Source organism: Amycolatopsis sp. NPDC031561 (assembly GCF_055580625.1).
Map to the genome: position 1 here is coordinate 490,150 of NZ_JBVILA010000001.1, position 22,955 is coordinate 513,104.

General features: G+C 68.6%; 23 protein-coding genes. 10 read left to right on the forward strand and 13 right to left on the reverse strand.

Annotation, left to right across the window (positions count from 1 at the left end; all coding sequences use genetic code 11):
• Positions 1-268: 268 nt before the first annotated feature.
• Entirely contained in the window at positions 269-1,054 is a 786-nt protein-coding gene (locus ACZ5IK_RS02380) for an aminoglycoside adenylyltransferase domain-containing protein (protein ID WP_465486206.1), read from the forward strand.
• Here the strand turns inward: ACZ5IK_RS02380 and ACZ5IK_RS02385 are convergent.
• The gene (locus tag ACZ5IK_RS02385; protein ID WP_465486207.1) at positions 1,031-2,539 is read right to left on the reverse strand and encodes a fatty acyl-CoA synthetase; all 1,509 of its coding nucleotides are present in this window, start codon (positions 2,537-2,539) and stop codon (positions 1,031-1,033) included. The two genes, ACZ5IK_RS02380 and ACZ5IK_RS02385, sit on opposite strands and share 24 nt — an antisense overlap.
• 74 nt (positions 2,540-2,613) lie before the next feature.
• Here ACZ5IK_RS02385 and ACZ5IK_RS02390 point away from each other — a divergent pair, with 74 nt between their 5' ends.
• The 4 genes from ACZ5IK_RS02390 to ACZ5IK_RS02405 all read left to right on the forward strand — a co-directional run bounded on the left by ACZ5IK_RS02390 (position 2,614) and on the right by ACZ5IK_RS02405 (position 5,831).
• Positions 2,614-3,519 carry an aldose 1-epimerase family protein gene (locus ACZ5IK_RS02390; RefSeq protein ID WP_465486208.1) on the forward strand — a complete coding sequence of 302 codons (906 nt, stop codon included), beginning with the start codon at positions 2,614-2,616 and terminating at the stop codon, positions 3,517-3,519.
• The gene (locus ACZ5IK_RS02395; protein ID WP_465486686.1) at positions 3,519-4,004 is read left to right on the forward strand and encodes a GNAT family N-acetyltransferase; all 486 of its coding nucleotides are present in this window, start codon (positions 3,519-3,521) and stop codon (positions 4,002-4,004) included. Before ACZ5IK_RS02390 ends, ACZ5IK_RS02395 begins: the two co-directional genes overlap by 1 nt.
• Before the next feature lie 11 nt (positions 4,005-4,015).
• Positions 4,016-5,245, forward strand: coding sequence for an amidohydrolase (locus tag ACZ5IK_RS02400; RefSeq protein ID WP_174720466.1), 1,230 nt, complete (start codon positions 4,016-4,018; stop codon positions 5,243-5,245).
• Positions 5,246-5,312: 67 nt separating this feature from the next.
• Positions 5,313-5,831, forward strand: coding sequence for a hypothetical protein (locus ACZ5IK_RS02405; protein ID WP_465486209.1), 519 nt, complete (start codon positions 5,313-5,315; stop codon positions 5,829-5,831).
• 504 nt (positions 5,832-6,335) lie between these two features.
• Here ACZ5IK_RS02405 and ACZ5IK_RS02410 read toward each other — a convergent pair.
• On the reverse strand, positions 6,336-7,481 hold the full coding sequence (locus tag ACZ5IK_RS02410; RefSeq protein WP_465486210.1) for an acyl-CoA dehydrogenase family protein: 1,146 nt from the start codon (positions 7,479-7,481) through the stop codon (positions 6,336-6,338).
• Positions 7,482-7,584: 103 nt separating this feature from the next.
• Here ACZ5IK_RS02410 and ACZ5IK_RS02415 point away from each other — a divergent pair, with 103 nt between their 5' ends.
• The 4 genes from ACZ5IK_RS02415 (at position 7,585) to ACZ5IK_RS02430 (ending at position 12,143) form a co-directional block, all read left to right on the forward strand.
• The gene (locus ACZ5IK_RS02415) at positions 7,585-8,181 is read left to right on the forward strand and encodes a TetR/AcrR family transcriptional regulator (RefSeq protein WP_101610797.1); all 597 of its coding nucleotides are present in this window, start codon (positions 7,585-7,587) and stop codon (positions 8,179-8,181) included.
• Positions 8,182-8,229: 48 nt separating this feature from the next.
• Positions 8,230-9,171, forward strand: coding sequence for a carbohydrate kinase family protein (locus tag ACZ5IK_RS02420; RefSeq protein WP_465486211.1), 942 nt, complete (start codon positions 8,230-8,232; stop codon positions 9,169-9,171).
• Between the two features lie 192 nt (positions 9,172-9,363).
• A complete protein-coding gene (locus ACZ5IK_RS02425) occupies positions 9,364-10,680 on the forward strand; it encodes a citrate synthase (protein WP_465486212.1) in 1,317 nt (438 codons plus the stop codon).
• 113 nt (positions 10,681-10,793) lie between these two features.
• Entirely contained in the window at positions 10,794-12,143 is a 1,350-nt protein-coding gene (locus tag ACZ5IK_RS02430) for a cryptochrome/photolyase family protein (RefSeq protein ID WP_465486213.1), read from the forward strand.
• Between the two features lie 63 nt (positions 12,144-12,206).
• Here ACZ5IK_RS02430 and ACZ5IK_RS02435 read toward each other — a convergent pair whose 3' ends face one another.
• Genes ACZ5IK_RS02435 through ACZ5IK_RS02470 form a run of 8 tightly spaced genes read right to left on the reverse strand, consistent with a single transcriptional unit; the run spans position 12,207 to position 17,985 of the window.
• Positions 12,207-13,397 carry an ABC transporter permease gene (locus ACZ5IK_RS02435; RefSeq protein WP_465486214.1) on the reverse strand — a complete coding sequence of 397 codons (1,191 nt, stop codon included), beginning with the start codon at positions 13,395-13,397 and terminating at the stop codon, positions 12,207-12,209.
• On the reverse strand, positions 13,394-14,320 hold the full coding sequence (locus tag ACZ5IK_RS02440) for an ABC transporter ATP-binding protein (RefSeq protein WP_465486215.1): 927 nt from the start codon (positions 14,318-14,320) through the stop codon (positions 13,394-13,396). The genes ACZ5IK_RS02435 and ACZ5IK_RS02440 overlap by 4 nt, the downstream gene beginning before the upstream one ends.
• Positions 14,317-14,547, reverse strand: a complete 231-nt coding sequence (locus ACZ5IK_RS02445; protein WP_465486216.1) for a hypothetical protein — start codon at positions 14,545-14,547, stop codon at positions 14,317-14,319. The genes ACZ5IK_RS02440 and ACZ5IK_RS02445 overlap by 4 nt, the downstream gene beginning before the upstream one ends.
• Complete coding sequence (locus ACZ5IK_RS02450; RefSeq protein ID WP_465486217.1) at positions 14,544-15,008, reverse strand: hypothetical protein; 465 nt, start codon at positions 15,006-15,008, stop codon at positions 14,544-14,546. Before ACZ5IK_RS02450 ends, ACZ5IK_RS02445 begins: the two co-directional genes overlap by 4 nt.
• Positions 15,005-15,559: a hypothetical protein gene (locus tag ACZ5IK_RS02455; RefSeq protein WP_465486218.1), complete on the reverse strand. Its 555-nt coding sequence runs from the start codon at positions 15,557-15,559 to the stop codon at positions 15,005-15,007. The genes ACZ5IK_RS02450 and ACZ5IK_RS02455 overlap by 4 nt, the downstream gene beginning before the upstream one ends.
• On the reverse strand, positions 15,556-15,825 hold the full coding sequence (locus ACZ5IK_RS02460) for a helix-turn-helix transcriptional regulator (protein WP_005155992.1): 270 nt from the start codon (positions 15,823-15,825) through the stop codon (positions 15,556-15,558). Before ACZ5IK_RS02460 ends, ACZ5IK_RS02455 begins: the two co-directional genes overlap by 4 nt.
• Before the next feature lie 55 nt (positions 15,826-15,880).
• A complete protein-coding gene (locus ACZ5IK_RS02465) occupies positions 15,881-17,425 on the reverse strand; it encodes a glycerol-3-phosphate dehydrogenase/oxidase (RefSeq protein ID WP_465486219.1) in 1,545 nt (514 codons plus the stop codon).
• The gene (locus ACZ5IK_RS02470; RefSeq protein ID WP_465486220.1) at positions 17,422-17,985 is read right to left on the reverse strand and encodes a TetR/AcrR family transcriptional regulator; all 564 of its coding nucleotides are present in this window, start codon (positions 17,983-17,985) and stop codon (positions 17,422-17,424) included. The genes ACZ5IK_RS02465 and ACZ5IK_RS02470 overlap by 4 nt, the downstream gene beginning before the upstream one ends.
• 97 nt (positions 17,986-18,082) lie before the next feature.
• Between ACZ5IK_RS02470 and ACZ5IK_RS02475 the strand changes: the two genes are divergently transcribed.
• Positions 18,083-19,702 (forward strand): FAD-binding oxidoreductase, encoded by a 1,620-nt coding sequence (locus ACZ5IK_RS02475; protein WP_465486221.1) that lies wholly within the window; start codon positions 18,083-18,085, stop codon positions 19,700-19,702.
• Here ACZ5IK_RS02475 and ACZ5IK_RS02480 read toward each other — a convergent pair.
• From ACZ5IK_RS02480 to ACZ5IK_RS02490, 3 genes are all read right to left on the reverse strand, one after another.
• Positions 19,680-20,327 carry a gamma-glutamylcyclotransferase family protein gene (locus ACZ5IK_RS02480; RefSeq protein WP_465486222.1) on the reverse strand — a complete coding sequence of 216 codons (648 nt, stop codon included), beginning with the start codon at positions 20,325-20,327 and terminating at the stop codon, positions 19,680-19,682. The genes ACZ5IK_RS02475 and ACZ5IK_RS02480 overlap by 23 nt on opposite strands.
• Complete coding sequence (locus ACZ5IK_RS02485) at positions 20,321-21,415, reverse strand: S-(hydroxymethyl)mycothiol dehydrogenase (protein ID WP_101610785.1); 1,095 nt, start codon at positions 21,413-21,415, stop codon at positions 20,321-20,323. The genes ACZ5IK_RS02480 and ACZ5IK_RS02485 overlap by 7 nt, the downstream gene beginning before the upstream one ends.
• Before the next feature lie 93 nt (positions 21,416-21,508).
• Entirely contained in the window at positions 21,509-22,771 is a 1,263-nt protein-coding gene (locus tag ACZ5IK_RS02490) for a C39 family peptidase (protein WP_465486223.1), read from the reverse strand.
• Positions 22,772-22,955: the final 184 nt, after the last annotated feature.

A 22,955-nucleotide genomic window follows, 5' to 3' on the forward strand; every position in this document is an offset into this window, starting at 1 on the left:
CGGGGGGGGGGGGGGGGGGGGGGGGGGGGGGGGGGGGGGGGGGGGGGTGGGGGGGGGTGGGGCGGGGGGGTGTTGGGGGGGGGGGTGTGGGGGGGGGGGGGGGGGGGGGGGGGGGGGGGGGGGGGGGTTTTGGTTTCCCCTCTTCCCACACACCCCGTCACGATCGGACCGGTCACGCGGGACTGTGTGGAATTCTGGTCATCCAGCGCACTGAAATCCACACAGCCGGCGTCCCGGATGCCGTCAACCTGCTCTCAAGAAAGCCATCGTGTACACGCCTTACGTGCAACTCGACGAAGTCCTCACCGGCCTTGTCGCTTCAGCCCGCGAGATCCTCGGCGACACCTACGTCGGCGCGTACGTTCAAGGCTCCTTCGCCCTCGGCGCCGGCGATCTCCACAGCGACTGCGACTTCATCATCGCGACCACCGAGCCCCCGAGCGGCAGGGCCGAAGCCGACCTTCGCGTGCTCCACGACGAGCTCCCCACGCGCGAAGGCTTCTGGTGCAAGGAAATCGAGGGCTCGTACGCGGACGTCGGGTCCTTGAAAACCGGCCAAGGGCTCGGCACGCCGTGGCTGTACTGCGATCACGGCCATCGCGTCCTGATCTGGGACACCCACTGCAACAGCCTCCACACCCGCTGGATCCTGCGCCACCGCGGCATCGTGCTCGACGGCCCGCCGATCGCGAGCCTGGTCGACGATCCGCCACCGGAGGCGCTGCGCGCGGCGATGCGTGAGGAGTTGCGCGGGCTCATCGACGGCGTCCGGGCGTGGGCGCCCTTCGAGCTCGCCTGGACCCAGCGCTACATCGTGTCGACTTATTGCCGCGTGCTCTACACCCTGCGGACGGCCGAGGTCGAGTCGAAACGCGGCGCGCTCGAATGGGCTCGCGAAAACCTCGATCCGCGGTGGCGGCCGCTGCTCACGCAGGTGTTGCGAGACCGCGAACTCGGCTGGGATCCGGACGATCCGCCGCGCCCGGGCAGTCTCGAAGCGACTCGCGAGTTCGCCGCGTACGCCGAGTCGCTAGACGCCGATCGCGGACGCTGACCCGCCGAACCACTGCCGCAACTCGCGTTTCAGCAGTTTCCCGGACGCGTTCTTCGGCAACTCGTCGACGAAATGCACCGACTTCGGCACCTTGTGCGCCGCCAGCGACTTCTTGGCGAACTCGATCAGTTCCGCTTCGCCGACGGATTCCTTCACCACGACCACCGCGGCGATCGCCTCGATCCAGCGTTCGTGCGGCAGGCCGACGACGGCGGCCTCGGCGACGGCGGGATGCGCGTACAGCGCGTCTTCCACCTCGCGCGACGCGACGAGCACGCCGCCGGTGTTGACGACGTCCTTGATCCGGTCGACGACGAACAGGTAGCCCTCTTCGTCCTGGCGCACCAGATCGCCGGAATGGAACCAGCCGCCCGCGAATGCTTCCACGGATTCTTCGGGCTTGCCCCAGTAGCCGGTGCACAGCTGCGGAGAGCGGTACACGACCTCGCCGAGTTCGCCCGGCGGGAGGTCGTTCATCTCCGCGTCCACCACGCGCGTCTCGACGAACAGGATCGGGCGGCCGACGGAATCCGGCCGCTCGTCGTGCTCTTCGGGACGCAGCACCGTCGCGAGTGGACCGATCTCCGACTGGCCGAAGCAGTTGTAGAACCCGACTCCCGGTAGTCGCGCCCGCAACTTTTCCAGCACCGGGACGGGCATGATCGACGCACCGTAGTACGCCTTGGTGAGACCGCTCAGGTCCGCGTCACCGAGGCCGGGATGGTTCGCGAGTCCCACCCAGACGGTCGGCGGGAAGAACAGGGAAGTGACGCCCTGACGCGGGATCCGCGCGAGGACGTCGCCGAGATCGGGTGCCTCGACGAGGTGGTTCGTCGCGCCGACGGCGAGGCCGGGCATGAGGAACACGTGCATCTGCGCCGAGTGGTACAGCGGCAGCGCGTGCAGCGGCACGTCACGGTCGCTCAGGTCGAGCGCGGCGATGCAGGACGAGTACTCGTGCACCAGCGCGCGGTGGGTGAGCATCGCGCCCTTCGGCCGGGAGGTCGTCCCGGACGTGTAGAGCAGCTGGACGAGATCATCGTCCGCGACACCGGATTCCTCGTGCGGGGCGACGGTTTCGTCCAGTGCCCAGTCGAGGATGTCCGAAGTGGACGCGTGAGCGGACGTCACGTGCCCGGCCAGCGCGGGATCGACGAACGCGACAGCGGGCTCGGACTGCGTGAGCAGGTACTCGAGTTCCTCACCGCGCGCGTTGAAGTTCACCGGTACGTGCACCAGCCCGGCCCGCGCGCAACCGAGGTACAGCAACAGGTACGCGTCGGAGTTCCTGCCGAAGGCCGCGACACGGTCACCGTGGACGAGACCGCGGCCGAGCAGTTTCGCCGCGACCCGGCCCGCCGCGCGGTCGAGTTCCGCGTAGGTCCACACGCGATCGGCGAACGTGAGCGCGACCCGGGCCGGGACGCGCCGCGCGCTCCGCTCCAGGACACGGCCGACGGTGCTGGGGTAGCCGGGAACGGTCATCGCGGCGGTCTCCTTTCGTCCGAGCGTGGCATTCCCACATTACGTCGCCCTGGGCCGCCGGTAACCTCGTCCGCATGGCCAATCCCACCGGAGAGCAGTTCGAGATCACCCGCGGCAACGCGCGCGCCGTCATCACCGAGATCGGCGCCGGGTTGCGCGCGTTCGAGGTCGGCGGGGTGCCGTACGTCGAGGCTTTCGCCGAGGACGAGAAGCCGCCGAAGGGTGCCGGGCAGGTCCTGCTGCCCTGGCCGAACCGCACCAAGGGCGGCCAGTGGGTCCACCAGGGTGAAAAACAGCAGCTCCCGATCACCGAGGAGGCCCGCGGCAACGCGATCCACGGCCTGACCCGGCACGAGGAGTGGGAACTGCTCGAACACGCGGAGTCGGCGATCACCCTGGCCATCGACGTCCCGGCGCAGGAGGGCTGGCCGGTACCGCTGCGCGCGACGATCACCTACGAGATCTCGCCGCGCGAGCTGGTCGTGACGCACGAGATCCGCAACGAGGGCGAGAGCCTCATCGGCGTCGGCCTCGGGACGCACCCCTACTTCCGCATCGGTGACGTGCCCACCGACGAGCTGACCCTGACGCTGCCCGCGAGCCGCGTCCGGCCGTACCTCGGCGACGAGCAGATGCCGTATGCCGACGAGCAGGACGTCGAGGGGACCGAGTACGACTTCCGGCACGGCAAGGTGCTCGAAGGCGTCGACCTGGACACGGCGTTCGGCGGCCTGAGCGTCGCCGAGGACGGCAACCACCACCACGTCCTCTCGCACGGCGAGCAGGAGCTGGTGGTCTGGGCGGGGCCGGACTTCCACTGGGCGCAGGTGTTCACGCCGGACGACCTGGTCGGCCGCGGCCGGGCGGTGGCGATCGAGCCGATGACCTGCCCCGCCGACGCGCTCAACACCGGTACCGACCTGATCGACCTGGAGCCCGCCTCCTCGTGGACCGGGAGCTGGGGAATCCGGGTCCGCTGATGCCGTCGCCGCTCCGGCTGGGCCCCGTGGACGCGGGCGAAACGCTCACACTGCAGCGCGCGGCCTACGTGCCGGAGGCGAGGACGCACCGGAACCTGGACCTCCCGCCGCTGCTGGAGACCTTCGAGCAAGCCAAGGAGGCCCTGGGCGATCCCGCGTGTTTCGCCTGGGGCACCAGGGAATCCGGACGGCTGGTGGCGAGCGTCCGGATCGTCGTGGACGGCGGGGCCGGTCTCGTCGGCAGGCTCATCGTGGCCCCGGACAGGCAGGGACACGGGCTCGGCAGCTCGTTGCTGCTCGCCGCCGAAGCGGCCATGCCGGAATCGGTGACCGTGTTCCGCCTGTTCACGGGAGAGCGGAGCATCGGTCCGCTGCGGATGTACTCGAAGCTCGGCTACGTCGAAACGCACCGGACGCCCGAGGCGGACTACGAGCTGGTCCACTTTGAAAAGCCCCGTGTGGTTCCGGGCGGCCCAGTTCGTTAGCGTGTCAAAGTATGTCGAACAAAGCACTGGTCAAGGCCATCGTCGGTGGTTACGTCGTCCCTGTCGACGGTGATCCCATCGACGGAGGCACGGTCCTCATCGAGAACGGGAAGATCGCCGCGGTCGGCACCGCCGCCGACGTCGAGGTCCCCGAAGACGCCGAACTGATCGACGCCGCGGGCACCTGGGTGCTGCCCGGGTTCATCGACGCGCACGCCCACCTCGGCGTCCATGAGGACGGCGAAGGCTGGTCGGGCAACGACACCAACGAGATGACCGACCCCAACGGCGCGCGGTTCCGGGCGATCGACGGGATCGACCCGTACGAGCCCGGTTTCGACGACGCGCTGGCCGGCGGCGTCACCAGCGTCGTGATCAAGCCCGGCTCCGGGAACCCCATCGGCGGGCAGACGATCGGCGTCAAGACCTGGGGCCGGACCGTGCTCGACATGATCTTCGCCGAGAGCGTCAGCGTGAAGAGCGCCCTCGGCGAGAACCCGAAGCGGGTCTACGGCGAGAAGAAGCAGACGCCGTCCACCAGGCTCGGCGTCGCGTCGACCATCCGCGACGCGTTCACCGCCGCGCGCAACTACGCCGCCAAGCGCGACCACGCCGCCGGTGAGGGCAAGCCGTTCGACGTCGACCTGACCAAGGAGACCCTGGCCAGGGTCCTGGACGGCGAGCTGTACTGGGACCAGCACGTCCACCGTGCCGACGACATGGTCACCGCGATCCGGCTGGCGGACGAGTTCGGCTACAAACTGGTGATCAACCACGGCACCGAAGGGCATCTGATCGCGGACCTGCTCGCCGAGCGCGACGTGCCGGTGATCCTCGGCCCGCTGTTCACCACCAAGTCCAAAGTGGAGCTGCGCAACCGAACCCTGCGCGCGCCCGGCATCCTCGCCAGGGCGGGCGTGCGGATCGCGATCACCACGGACCACCCGGTCGTGCCGATCAACTTCCTGGTGTACCAGGCGGCGCTTTCGGTCAAGGACGGCCTCGACCCGGAGACCGCGCTGAAGGCGCTGACCGTCAACCCGGCCGCGATGCTGGACCTCGACGACCAGGTCGGCTCGCTGAAGCCGGGTCTCGACGCCGATGTGGTCCTCTGGTCGGGCGATCCGCTGGACGTGATGAACCGCGCCATGCGGGTGTTCGTGCGCGGACGCGAGGTCTACCACTTCGACGAGGAGGCCGGGGTCGGCGTCACCGAGGAACGCCGGTACCGCGAAAGCTGACTTCGCCCTTGTCAGGGGCGAGCGACCTGTGCTCTCATGTGTTACATATGGGGAGGGCATGTAACATATGAAGCGCTGGGTTTTCGTCCTGATCGTCGGTATCGGGTTCTTGGTCGTCACTTTGCTGTTCTCGCGCGAGAACCCGGATCTCATCAAATGCGGCGGCAAGATCATGTCGCCCGGTGACGTCTGCGAGACCACGAAGAACGGCCGCAGCACCGGCGAGGACACCTACGCCGAGATGAAGGCCGCGGCCGAATCCCGTGCGGAGACGTTCCGGAATCACGGGGTCTGGATGGCCGGGGTCGGGGTCGCGCTGACCGGCTTGGGCGCGACGATGGTCATCCGCGGGAAGCGGCGCAAGGCGCGTGACCTTGTCGCCGCGGCTCAGCATGGATTCCCGCAGCAGCAGGCATTCCAGCAGCCGCACGGCGCTCAGGCTGCCCCGGGATACCCGCCGGGGCAGCCCGGGCCTCAGTGGCAGCCGGGGCCGGGTCAGCAGCCTTATCCGCCGCAAGCGGGGTGGCCGCAGCAACCGCCGCAGGGCGGCCCGCCACCGCAGCAGTTCGGTCCGCGAGGGTACTGAAGCTGGTCGGCTCGTGAGTGGTAAGGACGGTTCTGGTGGACCCGTATTTGCCTGCCCGCTGGATCCTGGGTGAGTGGGGAGGATTGGGGACGGTGAGCGTCTCAAATCTTCCCCGCTCGGCTGCCGTCCGCGGGGTTGTGGGGGTGGCACGGTCTTGATCAACGGAGGATCGGGGACGTTGAGTGTCCCCGATCCTCCGTTGATCAAGCACCGAGAACGGAACACCCCCTCGACGATGAAGGAATCGGGACACTCAACGTCCCGATTCCTTCATCGTCAACACCCGGAACAGGCGTGAGCGTCAGTCCGTGGTGGCCGCGTGAACCGAGTGTGGAGGATTCAGGACGGTGAACGTCCCAAATCCTCCACACTCGAACCCGCCGTCATCGAGCTCCGAGACCGGAGCGACCCCTCGACTACCGCGCGCACCCCACCTTCGCCCTGGTCATGCGTAGGTAGGCAAATACCGGTCCGCTCTAACCGTCCTTACCACTCACGAGGATGTCAGGCTTTTCGCAGTTCCCGCGCGATCACCATGCGCTGGATCTGGTTGGTGCCCTCGAAGATCTGCGGCACCTTCGCCTCCCGCATGTACCGCTCCACCGGGAAGTCCTTCGTGTAGCCGGCGCCGCCGAGGACCTGCACCGCGTCGGTGGTCACCTTCATCGCGCCATCGGTCGCGACGAGCTTCGCGATCGACGCCTGCCGCTGGAACGGCAGCCCGCGGTCGCGGCGGCGGGCCGCGTCGAGGTACATCGCGCGCGACGTCTCGACGGTCGCGGCCATGTCGGCCAGCAGGAACTCCAGGCCCTGGAACTCGATGATCGGCCGCCCGAACTGCGTGCGGCCCTTCGCGTACTCGAGGGCCTCGTCCAGCGCGGCCTGCGCGAGCCCGACGGCGCACGCGGCGATGCCCAGCCGTCCGGAGCTGAGCGACGACAGCGCGATCTTCAGCCCTTGGCCCTCTTCGCCGATCCGCCGCTCGGAGTCGACGATGGCGTCCTCGAACATCAGTTGCGCGGTGGTCGACCCGGTGAGGCCCATCTTCCGCTCGGGAGGCGCGGCCGAGAGGCCAGGAGTCGACGCGTCGACGAGCAGGCAGGTGATGCCCTGACCGCCGTCGTCGCTCGTGCGCACCATGGTCGTGTAGAAGTCGGCCTCGCCCGCATGGGTGATCCACGCCTTCGTGCCGTTCACGACGTACTGGTCGCCCTCGAGCCGCGCGCGGGTCGAAAGGGCTGCGGCGTCGGAGCCGGCGTGGGTCTCCGAGAGGGCGTACGCGCCGAGCAGGTCACCCTCCAGCATGTCGGGGAGCCAGCGGTCGCGCTGCGCGTCGGTGCCTTCGTGCGCCAGCGCGAAGCAGGACATCGTGTGCACGGAGAGCCCGACGCCGACGGACATCCACGCGGCCGCGATCTCCTCGAGAACCTGCAGGTAGACCTCGTACGGCAGGTCGCCGCCGCCCCAGCGTTCCGCGTAGGGGAGGCCGAGCAGGCCCGCCTGCCCGAGCAGCCGGAACTGTTCACGCGGGAAGTGCGCGGTCTCTTCGTACTTGCTCGCGATCGGAGCGAGTTCCTCGCGTGCGATCTCCTTGGCCAGGCCGATCAAATCCTGGGCCTCGGTGCTGGGCAGAAGACGGTCCGCCGGCATGGCTCCTCCGAGCTGAGCTGTACTAAAAACAGTACTGTGGGCTGATTGAGCGTACAGTAGAAGGCGCTGAGGGGATACCGTCCGCGTAAGGGATAGTGATCCGATGACCGAGAGCAAGACCCGGCGCCGCCAGCCCACCGCGCGTCAGCGAGCGTTGCTTTCGGAGCTCGAAGCCCTCTTCCTCGCCGAGGGGTTCTCCCAGTTCACGCTGGACGACCTCGCCGCCAGGCTCCACTGCTCGAAGTCGACCCTCTACGCGCTCGCCCCCAGCAAGGAGCAGCTCGCGGTCAAGGTCGTCGCCCACTTCTTCAAGGGGGCCGCCGAGCTGCTGGAGGAGCGGATCGCCGGGATCGACGACGCCCGCAAGATCCTCGGGGAGTACCTCGCCGGGATCTCCGAATACCTGAATCGCGCCTCGGCCGCTTTCATGACCGACATCGCCGAATTCGCCCCGGCGCGGGACGCGTATCAGCTCAACAGCCGCGCCGCGGCCCAGCGGATCCGGTCGTTCATCGATCGCGGCGTCACCGATGGTGTTTTCCGCGAGGTGCACGCGCGGCTGATCGCGGAAATGGCGGGGTTGATCATCGAGGGAATCCAGACCGGCGTGGTCGGCCAGCGCGCCGGGGTGACCGACGCCGAGGCGTTCACCGCGCTGTCGGAACTCCTACTCGGAGGCCTCGCCCCGAAAATGTCTTGAAATGACAATTCTGGTGGGATTACCGCCGTCTCGGCTAGCATCGCGCCCGTGATCGTCGTGGGTGGAGAGGCGCTGGTCGACCTCGTTCCTGGTGAACCGTTGGATTCCACTGTGGACGGTGGGTTGCGCGCCCTGCTGCCCCGGATGGGTGGTGGTCCGTACAACGTCGCGCTCGCCGCCGGGCGCCTCGGTGTCCCGACGGGCTTCTTCTCGCGTGTCTCCAATGACCGTTTCGGTGCCGCGCTGGTGGACCGGCTGCACGCCTCCGGGGTTGACACCGCCTTGCTGCAGCGGGGAAACGAGCCGACGACGCTCGCCGTCGTCGCGCTCGACGAGAAGGGCTCCGCGCGGTACACCTTCTACACCGAGGGCACCGCGGACAGGCTGGTCGGCGATCCCGGCGCGCTGCCGGAAAATGTGACGGCGCTCTCGCTCGGCACGCTCGGCATGGTCCTGGAACCGGGTGCGAGCACTTACGAAACCATGCTGCGCCGTGAAGCCGCCCGGGGCGTCCTGACCGTCCTCGACCCGAACATCCGGGCGGCGCTGATCACCGATCCGGCGGCGTACCGGGCGAGGTTCGAGTCCTGGCTGCCGCATGTCCGGCTGCTCAAGATCTCCGACGACGACACGGAATGGCTCGCCGAAGGCGCCGACCCGGTCGACGCCGCAAAGGTCTGGACCTCTGCCGGGGTCGACGCCGTGGTGCTCACCCGCGGCGCGCAAGGGTTGTCCGTCATCACACGGGCGGGCGAAATCGCTCAGGTCCCGTCACGCCGAGTCGCCGTCGTCGACACGATCGGCGCCGGTGACACCGTGCAAGGCGCGCTACTGGCATGGCTGTACTCGAACGGGGTGCGCGACGTGTCCACTCTCGACGCCGATGGCTGGCGTTCGGCGCTCGAATTCGCGGCGAAAGCGGCGTCGATCACCGTCTCGCGGAGCGGGGCGGAACCACCGACGGCCGAAGATATGGCATCCGCCGTGTGAACCTGGTCCCAAAGGGGCTGTTGTGAGCAACTCACCCGCTGCGCGTTGACCCCATTCTCGACTAGCGTGGTGGGGAATTCATACCCCAGCGGGGCGGTGTGCAGCGAGGCCATGGGTCACGCGCGTGAAAGAGGGCGTACCTGTGGAACCTACAGGCGCCGCCGGCCCGTGCTGAACGTGAGAGGGACTTACATGTCCGACGCGACGACGGCTGCGGGGCAGTCCGGCGAGACCGCGACGCTGCGCCTGCCCAATGGCGAGCACGAGTTCAAGGTGATCCACCCGGTCGAGGGTGCGCCTGGGATCGAGCTGGGGAAGCTGCTGGCGACGACCGGGTACATCACCCACGACCCGGGGTTCGTGAACACCGGTGCCGCGTCTTCGGCCATCACCTACATCGACGGTGACGCCGGCATCCTGCGCTACCGTGGCTACCCGATCGAGCAGCTGGCCGGGAAGTCGACCTTCATCGAGGTCTCCTACCTGCTCATCTACGGCGAGCTGCCGACCCAGACGCAGCTGGCGGAGTTCACCGAGAAGATCCAGCGCCACACCCTGCTGCACGAAGACCTCAAGGCCTTCTTCAGCGGCTTCCCGCGCGACGCGCACCCGATGCCGGTGCTCTCCAGCGCGGTATCGGCGCTGTCGACCTTCTACCAGGACTCGCTCAACCCGTTCGACGAACCGAACGTGGAGCTGTCCACCATCCGCCTGCTGGCCAAGGTCCCGACCCTGGCCGCGTACGCGTACAAGAAGTCCGTCGGGCAGCCGCTGCTGTACCCGGACAACTCGCTCGGCCTGGTCGAGAACTTCCTGCGGATGACCTTCGGCTTCCCGGCCGAGCCCTACGAGGTCGACCCGGACGTCGCCAAGGCGCTCGACCTGCTGTTCATCCTGCACGCCGACCACGAGCAGAACTGCTCCACCTCGACCGTGCGCCTCGTCGGCTCCTCCGAGGCGAACCTGTTCGCCTCGATCTCGGCGGGCATCAACGCGCTCTTCGGCCCGCTGCACGGTGGCGCCAACAGCGCGGTGCTGGACATGCTCGAGGGCATCAAGGCCGAGGGCGGCGACGTCGCGAACTTCGTCACCCGCGTGAAGAACAAGGAAAAGGGTGTCCGCCTGATGGGCTTCGGGCACCGGGTCTACAAGAACTACGACCCGCGCGCGAAGATCATCAAGAACACCGCGGACGAGATCCTCGCCAAGCTCAAGGGCGGCGACGAGCTGCTCGACATCGCGAAGAAGCTGGAAGAGACCGCGCTCTCGGACGACTACTTCATCGAGCGGAAGCTGTACCCGAACGTCGACTTCTACACCGGCCTGATCTACCGGGCGCTCGGCTTCCCGACGAAGTACTTCACCGTGCTGTTCGCGCTGGGCCGCCTGCCGGGCTGGATCGCGCACTGGCGCGAGATGATCCAGGACCCGGCCACCAAGATCGGCCGCCCGCGGCAGATCTACACCGGCTCCGCGGAGCGCGACTACACGCCGATCTCGGAGCGCTGATCCCGCTTCGGCAAGCGCTATGAAAGGCCCGTTACTTGCAAATTTTGCAAGTAACGGGCCTTTCATCGCATCCGGGACTGCGCACACCGACGGCACCGCTTAGGGTTTCCCGGGTGACCAGAGAAGCCCCCGTAGTGCTGTGGTTCCGCCGCGACCTCCGCCTTGGCGACCACGCCGCCCTGCTGGAAGCCTCGAAGCACAGCAAGCACGTCCTCGCGCTGTACGTCCTCGACGACGCGCTCCTCAAACCTTCCGGCGCCCCGCGCGTCGCGTTCCTGCACGGCTGCCTCGAGGCGCTGGACGACCAGCTCGGCGGGCGGCTCATGCTCGTCAAGGGCGACCCGGTCAAGGAGGTCGTCAAGGCGGCCCGCGAGATCGGCGCCTCGGCCGTGCACGTCAGCGCGGACACCGGGCCGTACGGCCGCCGCCGCGACGACGAGGTCAAGAAAGCCTTGGCGGAGCAAGACATCGCGTGGACCGAGACGGGTTCCTCGTACGCGATCACGCCCGGCCGGGTCACCAAACCGGACGGCGATCCGTATCGCGTCTTCACCCCGTTCTACCGCGCGTGGGTGCGCCACGGCTGGCCGCGCCCCGCGGACACCGGTAAGTCCATAGTGGACTGGGTGGAACCGCCGCGTTCGGTCAAGCTCCCGAAATCCCCTTCGCTCAAGGGAATGGAGCTGCCGGAGCCCGGCGAGAAGGCGGCGCTGGAGCGCTGGCACGAGTTCCTGGACGACGGCCTCGAGACCTACGACGAAGACCGCGACCGTCCGGATCGACCCGGGACGACCAGGATTTCGCCGTATCTGCGGTGGGGTTGCGTCCACCCGCGCACCTTGCTGGCGGACCTGGCCGGGAACGAGGGATCGGGCGCGCGGTCGTTGCGCGGCGAGTTCGCGTGGCGCGAGTTCCACGCCGACGTTCTGTGGCACCGCCCCGAAACGGCGCGGAAGAATTACGATTCCCGCTTCGACGCCATGGAACACGAGAGTGACGACGAGGCTTTCCAGCGATGGTGCGAGGGGCGCACCGGCTTCCCGATCGTCGACGCCGGGATGCGGCAGCTGCTCGCCGAGGGCTGGATGCACAACCGCGTCCGGATGATCGTGGCGAGCTTCCTGGTCAAGGACCTGCATCTGCCCTGGTGGCTCGGCGCGCGGTATTTCATGCGGCACCTGGTCGACGGGGATCTCGCGTCGAACCAGCTGAACTGGCAGTGGGTCGCGGGCAGCGGCACCGACGCCGCGCCGTACTTCCGGATCTTCAACCCGACCACGCAGGGCGAGAAGTTCGACCCGTCCGGCGAGTACGTCCGCCGCTACGTCCCCGAACTCCGGTCCGTGCAAGGGAAAGCCGTGCACAAACCGAAGGACGTCAAGGACTACCCCGCGCCCATGGTCGACCACGCCCACGAACGCCAAGTCGCCCTGGAGCGCTACGGCGCGATCAAAGGGACCTGAACGCGCGTGAAGGCCCCCTTCCCGCAGCTCAGCCGAGGGAAGGGGGCCTTCACGCGCGAAGCGTCAGCCCTTCAGCGCCTCGGTCAGCTTGATCCGGCTGCCGACCCGCAGGACGCTGTTCTGGTAGATCCGCGCGCCCAGCCAGGTGAACAGGGCGATGGCGCCCACGGTCAGGCCCAGCGACAGCACGATCTCCCACACCTCGACGGTCCCGGCCGCGATCCGGGCGGGCATCAGCACCGGCGACAGCAGCGGCACCAGGGAAAGGATCTTCGTGCCCGTGCCTTCCGGCGACTGCGCCAGCAGGTTGAACCCGACGACGAAGCCCAGGATCAGCACGATGTTGACCGGGCCGATCACCGACTGGGTGTCCTCCTGCCGGGAGACCAGCGAGCCCATCGCGCCGTAGAGGATGGCGTACAGCAGGAACCCGAGGAGGTACCACACCACGCCCCACAGCAGCGCGCTCGTCGCGACCCCGGACAGCGTCAGCACGTTGGTCGCCGACGCGACTATCAACCCGGCGCCGCCGATGATCACCAGCTGCGTCAGGCCGACCAGGCCGAGCCCGATCACCTTGCCCAGCAACAGATGCCACGGCCGGACGGTGGACAGCAGGATCTCCACGACCCGGCTGGACTTTTCCTCGACCACGCCCTGGGCGACCAGCGTCCCGTAGGTCACGATGCTCATGTACAGCAGCACCGCCACGATCAGCCCGATCACCATCCGCTGGGCCTTCTCCGGATCCGGCGGTTTGATCGAGTCGACCTCGACCTGGGTGTCGGAGACCGTGCGCAGCACCTGCTCCGGGTTCTCCACGGTTTCGGAAAGCTTGCCGTTGAGCACTTCCTGCTGTGAAACCCCGGTCAGCAGGGCACGCAGCTTGGTGTCCAATTCGGACTTGACGAGCACCTTCAGCTCGGTGGCGTTGCCGGACAGCAGCGCGTCGAGATCGCCGTTTTCGACCTGCGACCGGCCCTCCGCCGGATCGGCGACGGTGACGGTCTCGATCTTCTCGCCGACCGCCGCGCCCGCCGTCTGGAGCTGCTGCGCGATACCGGCGGTCTGGCCGGTGAGCCCGATCTTGCTCTTGTCCTCGTTGCTGATCAGCGTGGACTGCAGCAGGACGTAGCCCATCAGCATGACCAGCAGGACCGCCGTGCCGATCACGAAGGACCGGGTGCGCAGCCGCGTGTTCAGCTCGCGTCTGGCGATGAGCCAGACAGCGCGCCAGGGTGAGATGGTGTTCATGCGGAAACTCCTTGTGCCGCCGGCTTCTCGGCGACGGCGTCGCGGAACAGCTCGGTCAGCGAACGCCTGCGTTTGGTGAATTCGGTGACCGGGCCGGTGGCCAGCGCCGCGGCGAGCACGGCTTGGTCGTCGGCGCCCGCTTCGAGTTCGAGGACCGTCGTCGGGCCGTTCTGCTCGGCCGACCGGACACCGGGAACGGCGGAGGCCCAGCCGGGCGAGGAGTGGGGCGCGGTGACGACGAGGCCGTTGCCCGCGTCCGCGGTCAGCTCGGCGACGGTGCCGGAGGCGACCATCCGCCCGCTTCGGATGATGCCGACCCGATCGCAGAGCCGCTCGACCAGATCGAGCTGGTGGCTGGAGAACACCACCGGCACCCCGGTCGCGGCCTTCTCGCGCAGCACCCCGCTCATCACGTCCACGGCCAGCGGGTCGAGGCCGGAGAACGGCTCGTCCAGCACCAGCACCGTCGGATCGTGCACCAGCGCGGCCGCGAGCTGCACCCGCTGCTGGTTGCCGAGGCTCAGTTTCTGGACCTCGTCCTTGCGGCGTTCGGCCAGCCCCAGCCGGGAGATCCAGTTCTCTGCGCTGCGGTGGGCGTCGTTGGCCGACATCCCGTGCAGTTCGGCGAGGTAGACCAGCTGCTCCAGCACCTTCATCTTCGGGTACAGCCCGCGTTCCTCCGGCATGTACCCGATATGCGTGCGGGTCTCGTGCGTGATCGGCGCGCCGCCGAGCTGCACCTCGCCGCCGTCGGCCGCCAGCACGCCGAGGACGATCCGCATCGTGGTGGTCTTGCCCGCCCCGTTGCTGCCGACGAACCCGAACAGCTCACCGGGCTGGACCTCGAAGCTCACCTCGTCCAGCGCGACCTTCGTGCCGTAACTCTTGGAGATCCGGTCGATCTCCAGCTTCCCCTCGCTCATTTCCACTTCCCCTCCTCGAAATACCGCACCAGCGCAGTGAAACCCCGGTGGACGCCGGAGACCGTGCGGTTTCGCTGGACCAGTCCGTCCAGCTTGACGTTGCTCACCACCGAAGTGGCCCGGTACACCAGGATCGCCCGCCCCGCCCCGGCGAGGACCCCGCCGGCCACCAGCACGACGGCGACCATCCCGATGGACACCTTGTAACGCCTCTTGTCCCCGGTCATGCCGGAGCCACCCCCTCGAAGTCGGTGTAGTCTTCGGGGTCGTCGTCCGGCAGTTTCCACGCGAGCCAAAGTGCCGGCAGCGACGTCCCGAAGACGAGTAACGCCGCTGTCATCGCGGCCAGCAGAGAACCGGAATCCGGTCGGCCGGCCGCGTAAAGTCCATATCCGAGATCCACCACCATCAGCAGGCAGATCCCCTGGAAGGCGCTGTAGTGCGCCCTTCCGCGCAAGTGCAGTTCACGTTCGTCGAGATCGCTCGCCGCGGAACCGGGTCTGCCGACGGCCTTGCGCAGCACCGCGGCGGTGCCGACGCAGAGACACAGCCCGGGCCCCATCAGACCGACGGCGAACCACAGCGTCGGCTCGCGGAGCAGGGCCGCCCCGACGATCACGACGAGATGGCCGATCACGGCCGCGACGGCGAGGCGACGGCGGTCCGAGCGGGTCCGGGTGACGGTCATGTGGGAGTCACCTCTTCGAAGTCGGTGTAGTCCTCGGGGTCGTCGTCCGGCAGCGACCAGCCCAGGATGACGGCGGCCAGCGTGGTGCCGGTGACCAGCAGCGCGGCGCCCATCATCGCGCCGCGTCCGCCGCCGTTCTCGGTGCCGGAGACGATCAGGCCGTAGAACACGGCGACGATCATGAGCGCGACCAGCACCTGATAGCTGACGAAGGTGGCACGATGGCGCCATTCCCGCTCACGCTCGTCGAGCCGGGTCGAGAACCCGCCGCTCATCTTGCCGGTGAGGATCCGCAGCAGGTAGTGGGCGCCGCCGGCGAGCAAGGAACCGCCGAACCAGCCCAGGAGGAAGACCAGGTCGTGCGCTGTCTGGAAGAAGGCGGCGCCGGAGATCAGGAGCAGATCACCCGCCACCACGAGCACGCTCAACGTCCTCCGCCGTTTCCGCGTGCGCCAGCCCGGCAGCCGCAGTGCCCGCTTGCGCTCCACTTCCTCCAGCCGTTCCAGCTGGCGTTCCCAGTACGCCGCCAGGCGTCCCCGCTTCTCGCTCATGTTCCCCCCTCCCGGTAGACCTGAGTGGACAGTGGCGTGAACGGTTCGCGGCTGAACACGGCCTCGACCGGGAGGTCGAACACCGCGCAGATGCGAAACGCCAGGTCCAGGCTCGGGTAGTGGTCCCCCCGTTCGAGTGCGCCGATGGTCTGCGGATTGACCTCGACCGCCGTCGCGAGGGCGGCCCTGCTCAGTCCGCGCTCCGCCCGGAGCACCGGAAGCCGGTTGTAGATCGGCAGCTCTTTGCCGCGTCTGACCGGGCTCATGGAACATACTGTTGCAAAAACCCAACGACTCGTCAAGTTTGGAGAGCGTTGTGTTCTACTCGGTGAGTCCGGCGAGCGACTTGTCGACGAGCTCCTGGACGCGGGGACGGGCGGCTTCGGCCTCCGAGGCGACCAGGCCGAGCCGGGTGCGGCGCTCCAGGACGTCCTCGACGTCGAGCGCGCCTTCGTGCCGCACTGCCCAGACGACCTCGGCCGCACTGATCTCGGTCCCGTCGGACAGCGGAAGGCCCAGTTCCGGATCGACCTCGCCGAGTGCGGCGATCCTGGGCGCCTCGGTGCCGTACTTCGCGACCAGCCGGGCAGGAGCGTCCACAGTGGACAGGCGATGCCGCGGCGTTGCGCCGAGCAGGGGGAGCCGGGACGTGGTCGACGGCCCGGCGCGGAGCCCGGACCGCTTCAAAGCGGCGTCGACGGCGTCTTCGGCCATCTTCCGGTACGTCGTCAGCTTGCCGCCGACGACGGTGAGCACGCCGTCGGCACCGGTCACCACCGCGTGTTTGCGCGAGAGATCCGCGCTGCGCCCACCGCCGCCTTCGACCAGCGGCCGCAGCCCGGCGAACGAGCCATCGACGTCGGCGCGGGTCAGCGGGCGGGTGAACGCCGTCGACGCCACCTCGAGCAGGAAGTCCACATCGGACTCCGGGACGGACGGCACGCGCGGGACCGGGCCGTCGGTCGGTTCGTCGGTGACCCCGACGAACACGCGGCCGTCGGGTTGCGGCAGCAGGAAGACGAAGCGGTTGTTCTCACCGGGGACGGGCACGTTGACCGACGTCGCGCCGATCGGCGCCGACCCCGGAGCCAGGATCAGGTGTGAGCCGCGGGACGGCCGCAGCCGCACCGACTCCGCCAGTTCGCCCGCCCAGACACCCGTCGCGTTGATCACCTGACCGGCGCGGATCTCCACTTCCTGCCCGGTGAGCCGGTCTCTGGCCAGTACCGAATCCGCGCCGAGCCGGAGCGCTTCGACCCTCGTCAGGATCTTGGCGCCGCGAGACGCCGCCGTGCGCGCGAGGTTCACCACGAGCCGCGCGTCGTCGGTCAGCGCGCCGTCGTAGGCCAGCAGCGCGCCGCGCAGGCCTTGGGGAGACAGGCCGGGGGCGAGCGCGAGTGCCTCCGCGGCCGGGATCGACCTCGGCCGCGGCAGTACCGATGCCGGGGTGCCCGCCGCGCGGCGGAGGCCGTCACCGGCGACGAGGCCGGTCATGATGAACGCCTGCTGACCGCGGGAGGTCTTGCGGTACATGGGGAACAGCTGCGGGATCGCCCTGGTGAGGTGCGGCGCGGTGCGCGTCATGAGGATCCCGCGTTCGACGGCGCTTTCGTGCGCCAGCGCCAGATCGCCCTTGGCGAGGTAGCGGAGCCCGCCGTGGACCAGCTTGCTGGACCACCGCGAAGTCCCGTACGCCAGGTCGTACGCCTCGATCAGGGCCACCGAGAGCCCGCGCGCGGCCGCGTCCAGCGCGATCCCGGCGCCGGTGACCCCGCCACCGACGACCGCCAGATCGGCCCGCTCACCGCCGTCGAGCGCCGCGAGTTCCCGCTCGCGCCGCAGTGCGTTGAGCGAGCCAGGCGTCACGGCCGCAGCGCCGCGTCGAGCACCTTGGCGAACTCCGCCATCAGGTCGTCCTCGTTCACGTCCGCCGTCGCGGGACGGAAGGAGAAGGCGAAGGACTGGATGAGCATCAACAGGGTGCGTGCCTGCGAAGGCAGGTCGCCCTTGCGGATCGAGCCGTCCTCCTGGCCCGACCGCAGCAGGTGCAGGATCACGCCTTCGGCGAAACGCTGGGTCTTCCCGAGCCGCTCGACGATGTAGGGCAGGACGAGTTCGGGGTCGAGGTCCAGCAGGGTGCGGAAAAGCGGGTCACCCGACAGCGCGGTGACGGCGGTGGTCGAACTCCGCACGAGCCTCTCGCGGAAGTGGGCCGGTTCGTTCTCCGGTTCCGCGGCGCCTTGCAGCAGGCCGCCGAACTCGCGGGTCATGAGGGTCGCGAGCACGCTGCGCACGTCCGGGAAGCGGCGGTAGACGGTCATCCGGCTGACCTTCGCGGTCCGCGCTATCTCCGCGAGCGTGGTCCGCCTCACGCCGACGGCGAGAACGCACTTCTTCGCCGCGTCGAGCAGAACGTCGTCGGACACACGCGTGGAGGCCTGGCGGGATCGGGTATCCGCCAGTGCCGAAACGCCTGTTTCCGCAGGTGAGTGACGTTGTACGTCCATATGTAACACTGTAGTCGTGACAGAGCTTATTGACCACCGGTTAAGACGATCCTGGACGCCCGAAGCCGGTGACGCGGCCCACCTTCCGGCGAAGGCGCTGCGGTGGCTCGTCCAGCGTATCGGCCCGCTCGGCTCGGCGGCGCCTTTCGCACCGGATTCGGCGCTGTCCGTTCCCGATTCGGCGCTCGGCGAACAGCCGAAACGTGACCTCGAGCAGCTCGTCGGCGCCGAGCACATCCTGTTTTCGCCGGGGTCGAGGCTCGCCAGGGCGACCGGTCTGTCCTATCTGGACCTGCTGCGGCGCCGGGGGTTCGGTGATTTTCCGGTGCCGGACGCCGTCGTCCTGCCGGAGAATCCCGGCGAAGTCCAGGCGGTACTGGAAATCTGCGCACGGCACGACGTCGGCGTCGTCCCGTTCGGCGGCGGGACGTCCGTGGTCGGCGGGGTTTCGGCGCTGCGCGGGGACAAGAGCGCGGTGATCGCGCTCGATCTCACCAGGCTCGGCGAGCTGGTCTCCGTCGACCCGGTGTCCCGGATCGCGGTCCTGCAGGCCGGGGTCACCGGGCCGGAGGCCGATCGGCTGCTCGCCGCGCACGGCTTCACCCTCGGACACGTGCCCCAGTCCTACGAACGCGCCACCATCGGCGGATACGCCGCGACCCGGTCCGCCGGGCAGGCCTCGTCGGGTTACGGCCGGTTCGAGGACATGGTTTCGGGCGTCCGGCTCGCGACCCCGCGCGGCGAATGGAAGCTCGGCGTCGCGCCGGCGTCGGCGGCCGGACCCGACCTGCGGCACCTCGCCATCGGCAGCGAAGGCACGCTCGGCGTGATCACCGAGGTCGCCCTCCGCGTCCGCCCCGTGCCGGAAGTGCGCCGTTACGAGGGCTATGTCCTCGACGGCTGGGAGAACGGCACCGCGGCGGTCCGCGAGCTCGCCCAGCGGCACGTGCTGGCGGACGTCACCCGACTGTCCGATGTGGATGAAAGCGAAGTTTCGCTGGCACTCAACGACAGCTGGAAGACCAAGGCGCTGCGCCGGTATCTCAAGGCGCGGGGGATCGCCCATCCCTGTCTGCTGATCGTCGGCTGGGAAGGCGCGTCGAAACGCGAGGTGGCCCGGCGCCGTCAGGACACCACCCGGGTGCTGGAGCCGTTCGGTGCCGTCCGCATCGGCGCGGCCCTCGGCGAATCCTGGCGCCGCGGCCGGTTTTCCGGGCCCCGGCAGCGGGACGCCCTGATGGACAAGGGTGTCTGCGTCGAAACCCTGGAGACCGCCGCGTACTGGGCGGAACTGAGCGACCTGCGCGACGCCGTCCGCGCCGCGCTCACCGCCACGCTCGGCCGGACGATCATCATGTGCCACGTCTCGCACGCCTACGAAACGGGCGCGTCGCTGTACTTCACCGTGCTCACCGCCCGCGACGAGACCGATCCGATCGGCCAGTGGCAGCGGGCGAAGGCCGCGGCTTCGGAGGCGATCACCGGGATCGGCACCATCTCGCACCACCACGCCGTCGGCGTCGACCACGCGCGCTATCTGGCGCCGGAAATCGGTGACATAGGCGTCGAGGTGCTGCGGGCGGCGAAGAAGACCGTCGACCCGGCGGGGATCCTCAATCCCGGGAAGCTTCTTTGACCAGCGTCCCGGAGTCGATCAGCGTGCAGTCCAGGCCGTGCGTCTCGGCGGGGATCCCTTCCAGCGCCGCGGCCCGGCGCTGTTCGAGGTCGGCGACGCGGATGTGCCTGCCGTCCACGAGGATCGGCAGGCGGATGTCGGCGGCGCCGACATAGGCCACCACGTCGTCGAGCACGGTGCCGTCGTCGAGGGTGATGGCCGGGGCGGTCAGCCGCACCAGCCGGTAGCGCTGGCCGTTGCCCTCGCAACGGTCGAGCACGGCCAGCTGGCCGGGGGAGGCGAACCAGACGGAGTGCTCCTCGACGACACCCGGGGCGGCGGCGAGCGTGGCGGGCCGCTGCCCGTCCCGGAACCGCAGGCCGGACGCCCACACCGCGGCGAGGTCGGTGCAGCGCGCGTGGCAGACGACGACGGGGCCCTCCAGCCCCATGTTCTCCCGCAGCCAGGTGATCTTGGACGGGCACGCGTTCGAGCCGTAGGCGAGGACGGCCTGGCGTTCGCGCCAGCCCTCGGGCGCGGTGTCGAGGCTGTGCCCGGCGCCGTCGAAATGGACGAACGAGTGCCCCGGGCGCGCTCCCGGGTACGGGTCGGCGGGAAAATCGGCGTCGGTGAAGAGTTTCACCACGTCACCACACTACGGAGGACGTCCCCGTGGTGCATGCGCTCGAAGGCCTGCTCGACGCCGTCCAGGGCGATCCGCTCGGTGACGAACTTGTCGAGCGGGAGCCTGCCCTGCAGGTAGAGGTCGATCAGCATCGGGAAATCGCGTGAGGGCAGGCAATCGCCGTACCACGACGACTTGAGCGAGCCACCGCGCGAGAAGAAGTCGATCAGCGGCAGGTCCAGCCGCATGTCCGGGGTCGGGACGCCGACGAGCACGACCGTGCCCGCCAGATCGCGGCCGTAGAAAGCCTGACGCCAGGTTTCCGGCCTGCCGACCGCGTCGATCACGACGTCCGCGCCGAAGGAATCGGTGAACTCCTGGATGGCTTCGACGACCTGGTCTTCGCTCAGTCCCTTGCTGTTCAGTGTGTGCGTCGCGCCGAAGCCCTTGGCCCAGTCCAGTTTCCGGTCGTCGGTGTCGACGGCGATGATGGTCTTCGCGCCGGCCAGGTTCGCCCCGGCGATGGCCGCGTCGCCGACGCCGCCGCAGCCGATGACCGCGACGGAATCGCCGCGTGCCACCGCGCCGGTGTTCAGCGCCGCGCCGAGACCGGCCATCACCCCGCAGCCGAGGAGTCCGGCGACCGCGGGTTCGGCGGCGGGGTCGACCTTCGTGCATTGTCCACTGTGGACGAGTGTCTTCTCGAGGAACGCCCCGACGCCGAGGGCGGGTGACAGAGCGGTGCCGTCGGCCAGTGTCATCGGTCGAGCGGCGTTGAAAGTGGAGAAGCAGTACCAGGGCTTGCCCCGGCGGCAGGCCCGGCAGGTGCCGCAGACCGCGCGCCAGTTCAGGATCACGTAGTCGCCCGGTTCGAGATCCGTGACGCCGTCGCCGACGGCCTCCACGAATCCCGCGGCCTCGTGGCCGAGCAGGAACGGGAACTCGTCGTTGATCCCGCCCTCGCGGTAGTGCAGGTCGGTGTGGCAGACACCGCACGCCTTGACCGCGACGACGGCCTCACCGGGCCCGGGATCGGGCACCGTCACGGACTCCAGTGAGACCGGTTCACCTTTGGCTCGGGAAACGACGCCCTGGACCTCGTACGGCATGCTTACCTCCGAGTCGACGAAACTCCGAGCTTGCCACGAAATCCACGCCGTCCGCGAGATCCGCTAGGGTGCGGTATCGGTTCAGTGCGTCCTTCAGCGCGGCGTGATGATGTAGGCGACGCCTCCCGGAGCGCCCGAGACCCCGCCCGTGGTGTTGTACCGCTTGGTGCGCTGCCAGATCGTCTCGAATTGGTGTCGCTTGTAGACATTTCGGACCCGGTCGTTGCTGTTGGCGGCCGGATCGTTCGCGATCACGTCGCCGTCCTTCGTGAAACCGACGACGACCATGATGTGCCCGGCGGTGCCGTAGCCGGCGCCGTCGAGTTCCTCGGCCTTGAACGATTGTGAAGTGATCACCGGAATGCCGCGCGCGATGTAGTTTTCGAGTTCGTTCAAGGAGTGCAAACGGGTGATGTGCCCACGCAGTCCGAGTGAAGCGGCGTACGCGGTGTTGAACGGCCAGTTGCCGGTTCCGTCGTAAGCGTGATCGAAGGTGTAGCGGGCGGCGTACGCGACGGTCGGATCCACGTAACCCTTCGGGATCCACGTCATGTCCTCGCGCTTGGGCCGTTTGCCCCAGTACTCGGCGACCATTTCGGTGGACGTCGGGCTGCACCAGCTCTCGCCGCCACCGCCGTACTCGGGGAACTGTCCTTTGTGGAGGTTCTGGGCGTAGGCGGGCACCTTGAGCTCGATACCGGTGGCGCGGCCCGGTTTCGTCGCCCGGACCTCGAACCGGTCCGGGACCAGCGACGTCATCGCGCCGAGCGAGGTCACCGACGGCGTGGCGCGGGAACCGGCCTCGCGGTAGAGGCTGATCCGCAGTTGATACGACCGGAGCGCGACGCCGGCCTTCATGACCAGCGTGTCGACGTCGACAGCGGCGTTGGCGTCGCTCTGGCCGTCGACGCTGGTGCGCTTGATGTCGGCGTCCCCGCTGGCCCACCGGCCCATGACGTACCAGGCCGTCTCGGTGCCCGACGAGGTGCGGCCCTTCGCCTCGATCTTGATCCAGGTCTTGGCCGGTGTCTTCGCGTTCCACGAGGCGACCAGCTGGGAGGCGTCGAAGCCGTGCTTGTGGCTCTTCGACGTCCACTGGCCGTATTCGTAGGTCTTCGTGGTGCCGAGCGAGGGTTCGGTGTGCTCGATGGTGCCGATCGGGCGATCGATGCGCAGCTCGCCGTGGTGAAGGTCGAGCCCTTCCGGCCTGCCGTCGCGGAATCCGCGCTGATCGGACCATTCGTGGTAGTCGATCGACTCGTCGTCCGGCTTGCCGGGGCTCGCCTCCACCGTCTGCGCCGTCACCGCGGTCATTGTCGCGATCGTCAGCAGCGTGACCAGCCCTCGTATCCGCATCGCGGCTCCATCCCTCGAGTCCACCCAGTAGGGAAGGGATTTTCGCCGGTTGTGCGAGGTATGTAAACAGTTGTCTGCAAGACGGCCCGAGTCTGTGTCACTTTCGCGACCAGCCCCCGCGTTTTTTTCCCTCATTTCTGTCGTTGTCAAACCACAAACCCACAACAAAGAAAAAAAAACAAAA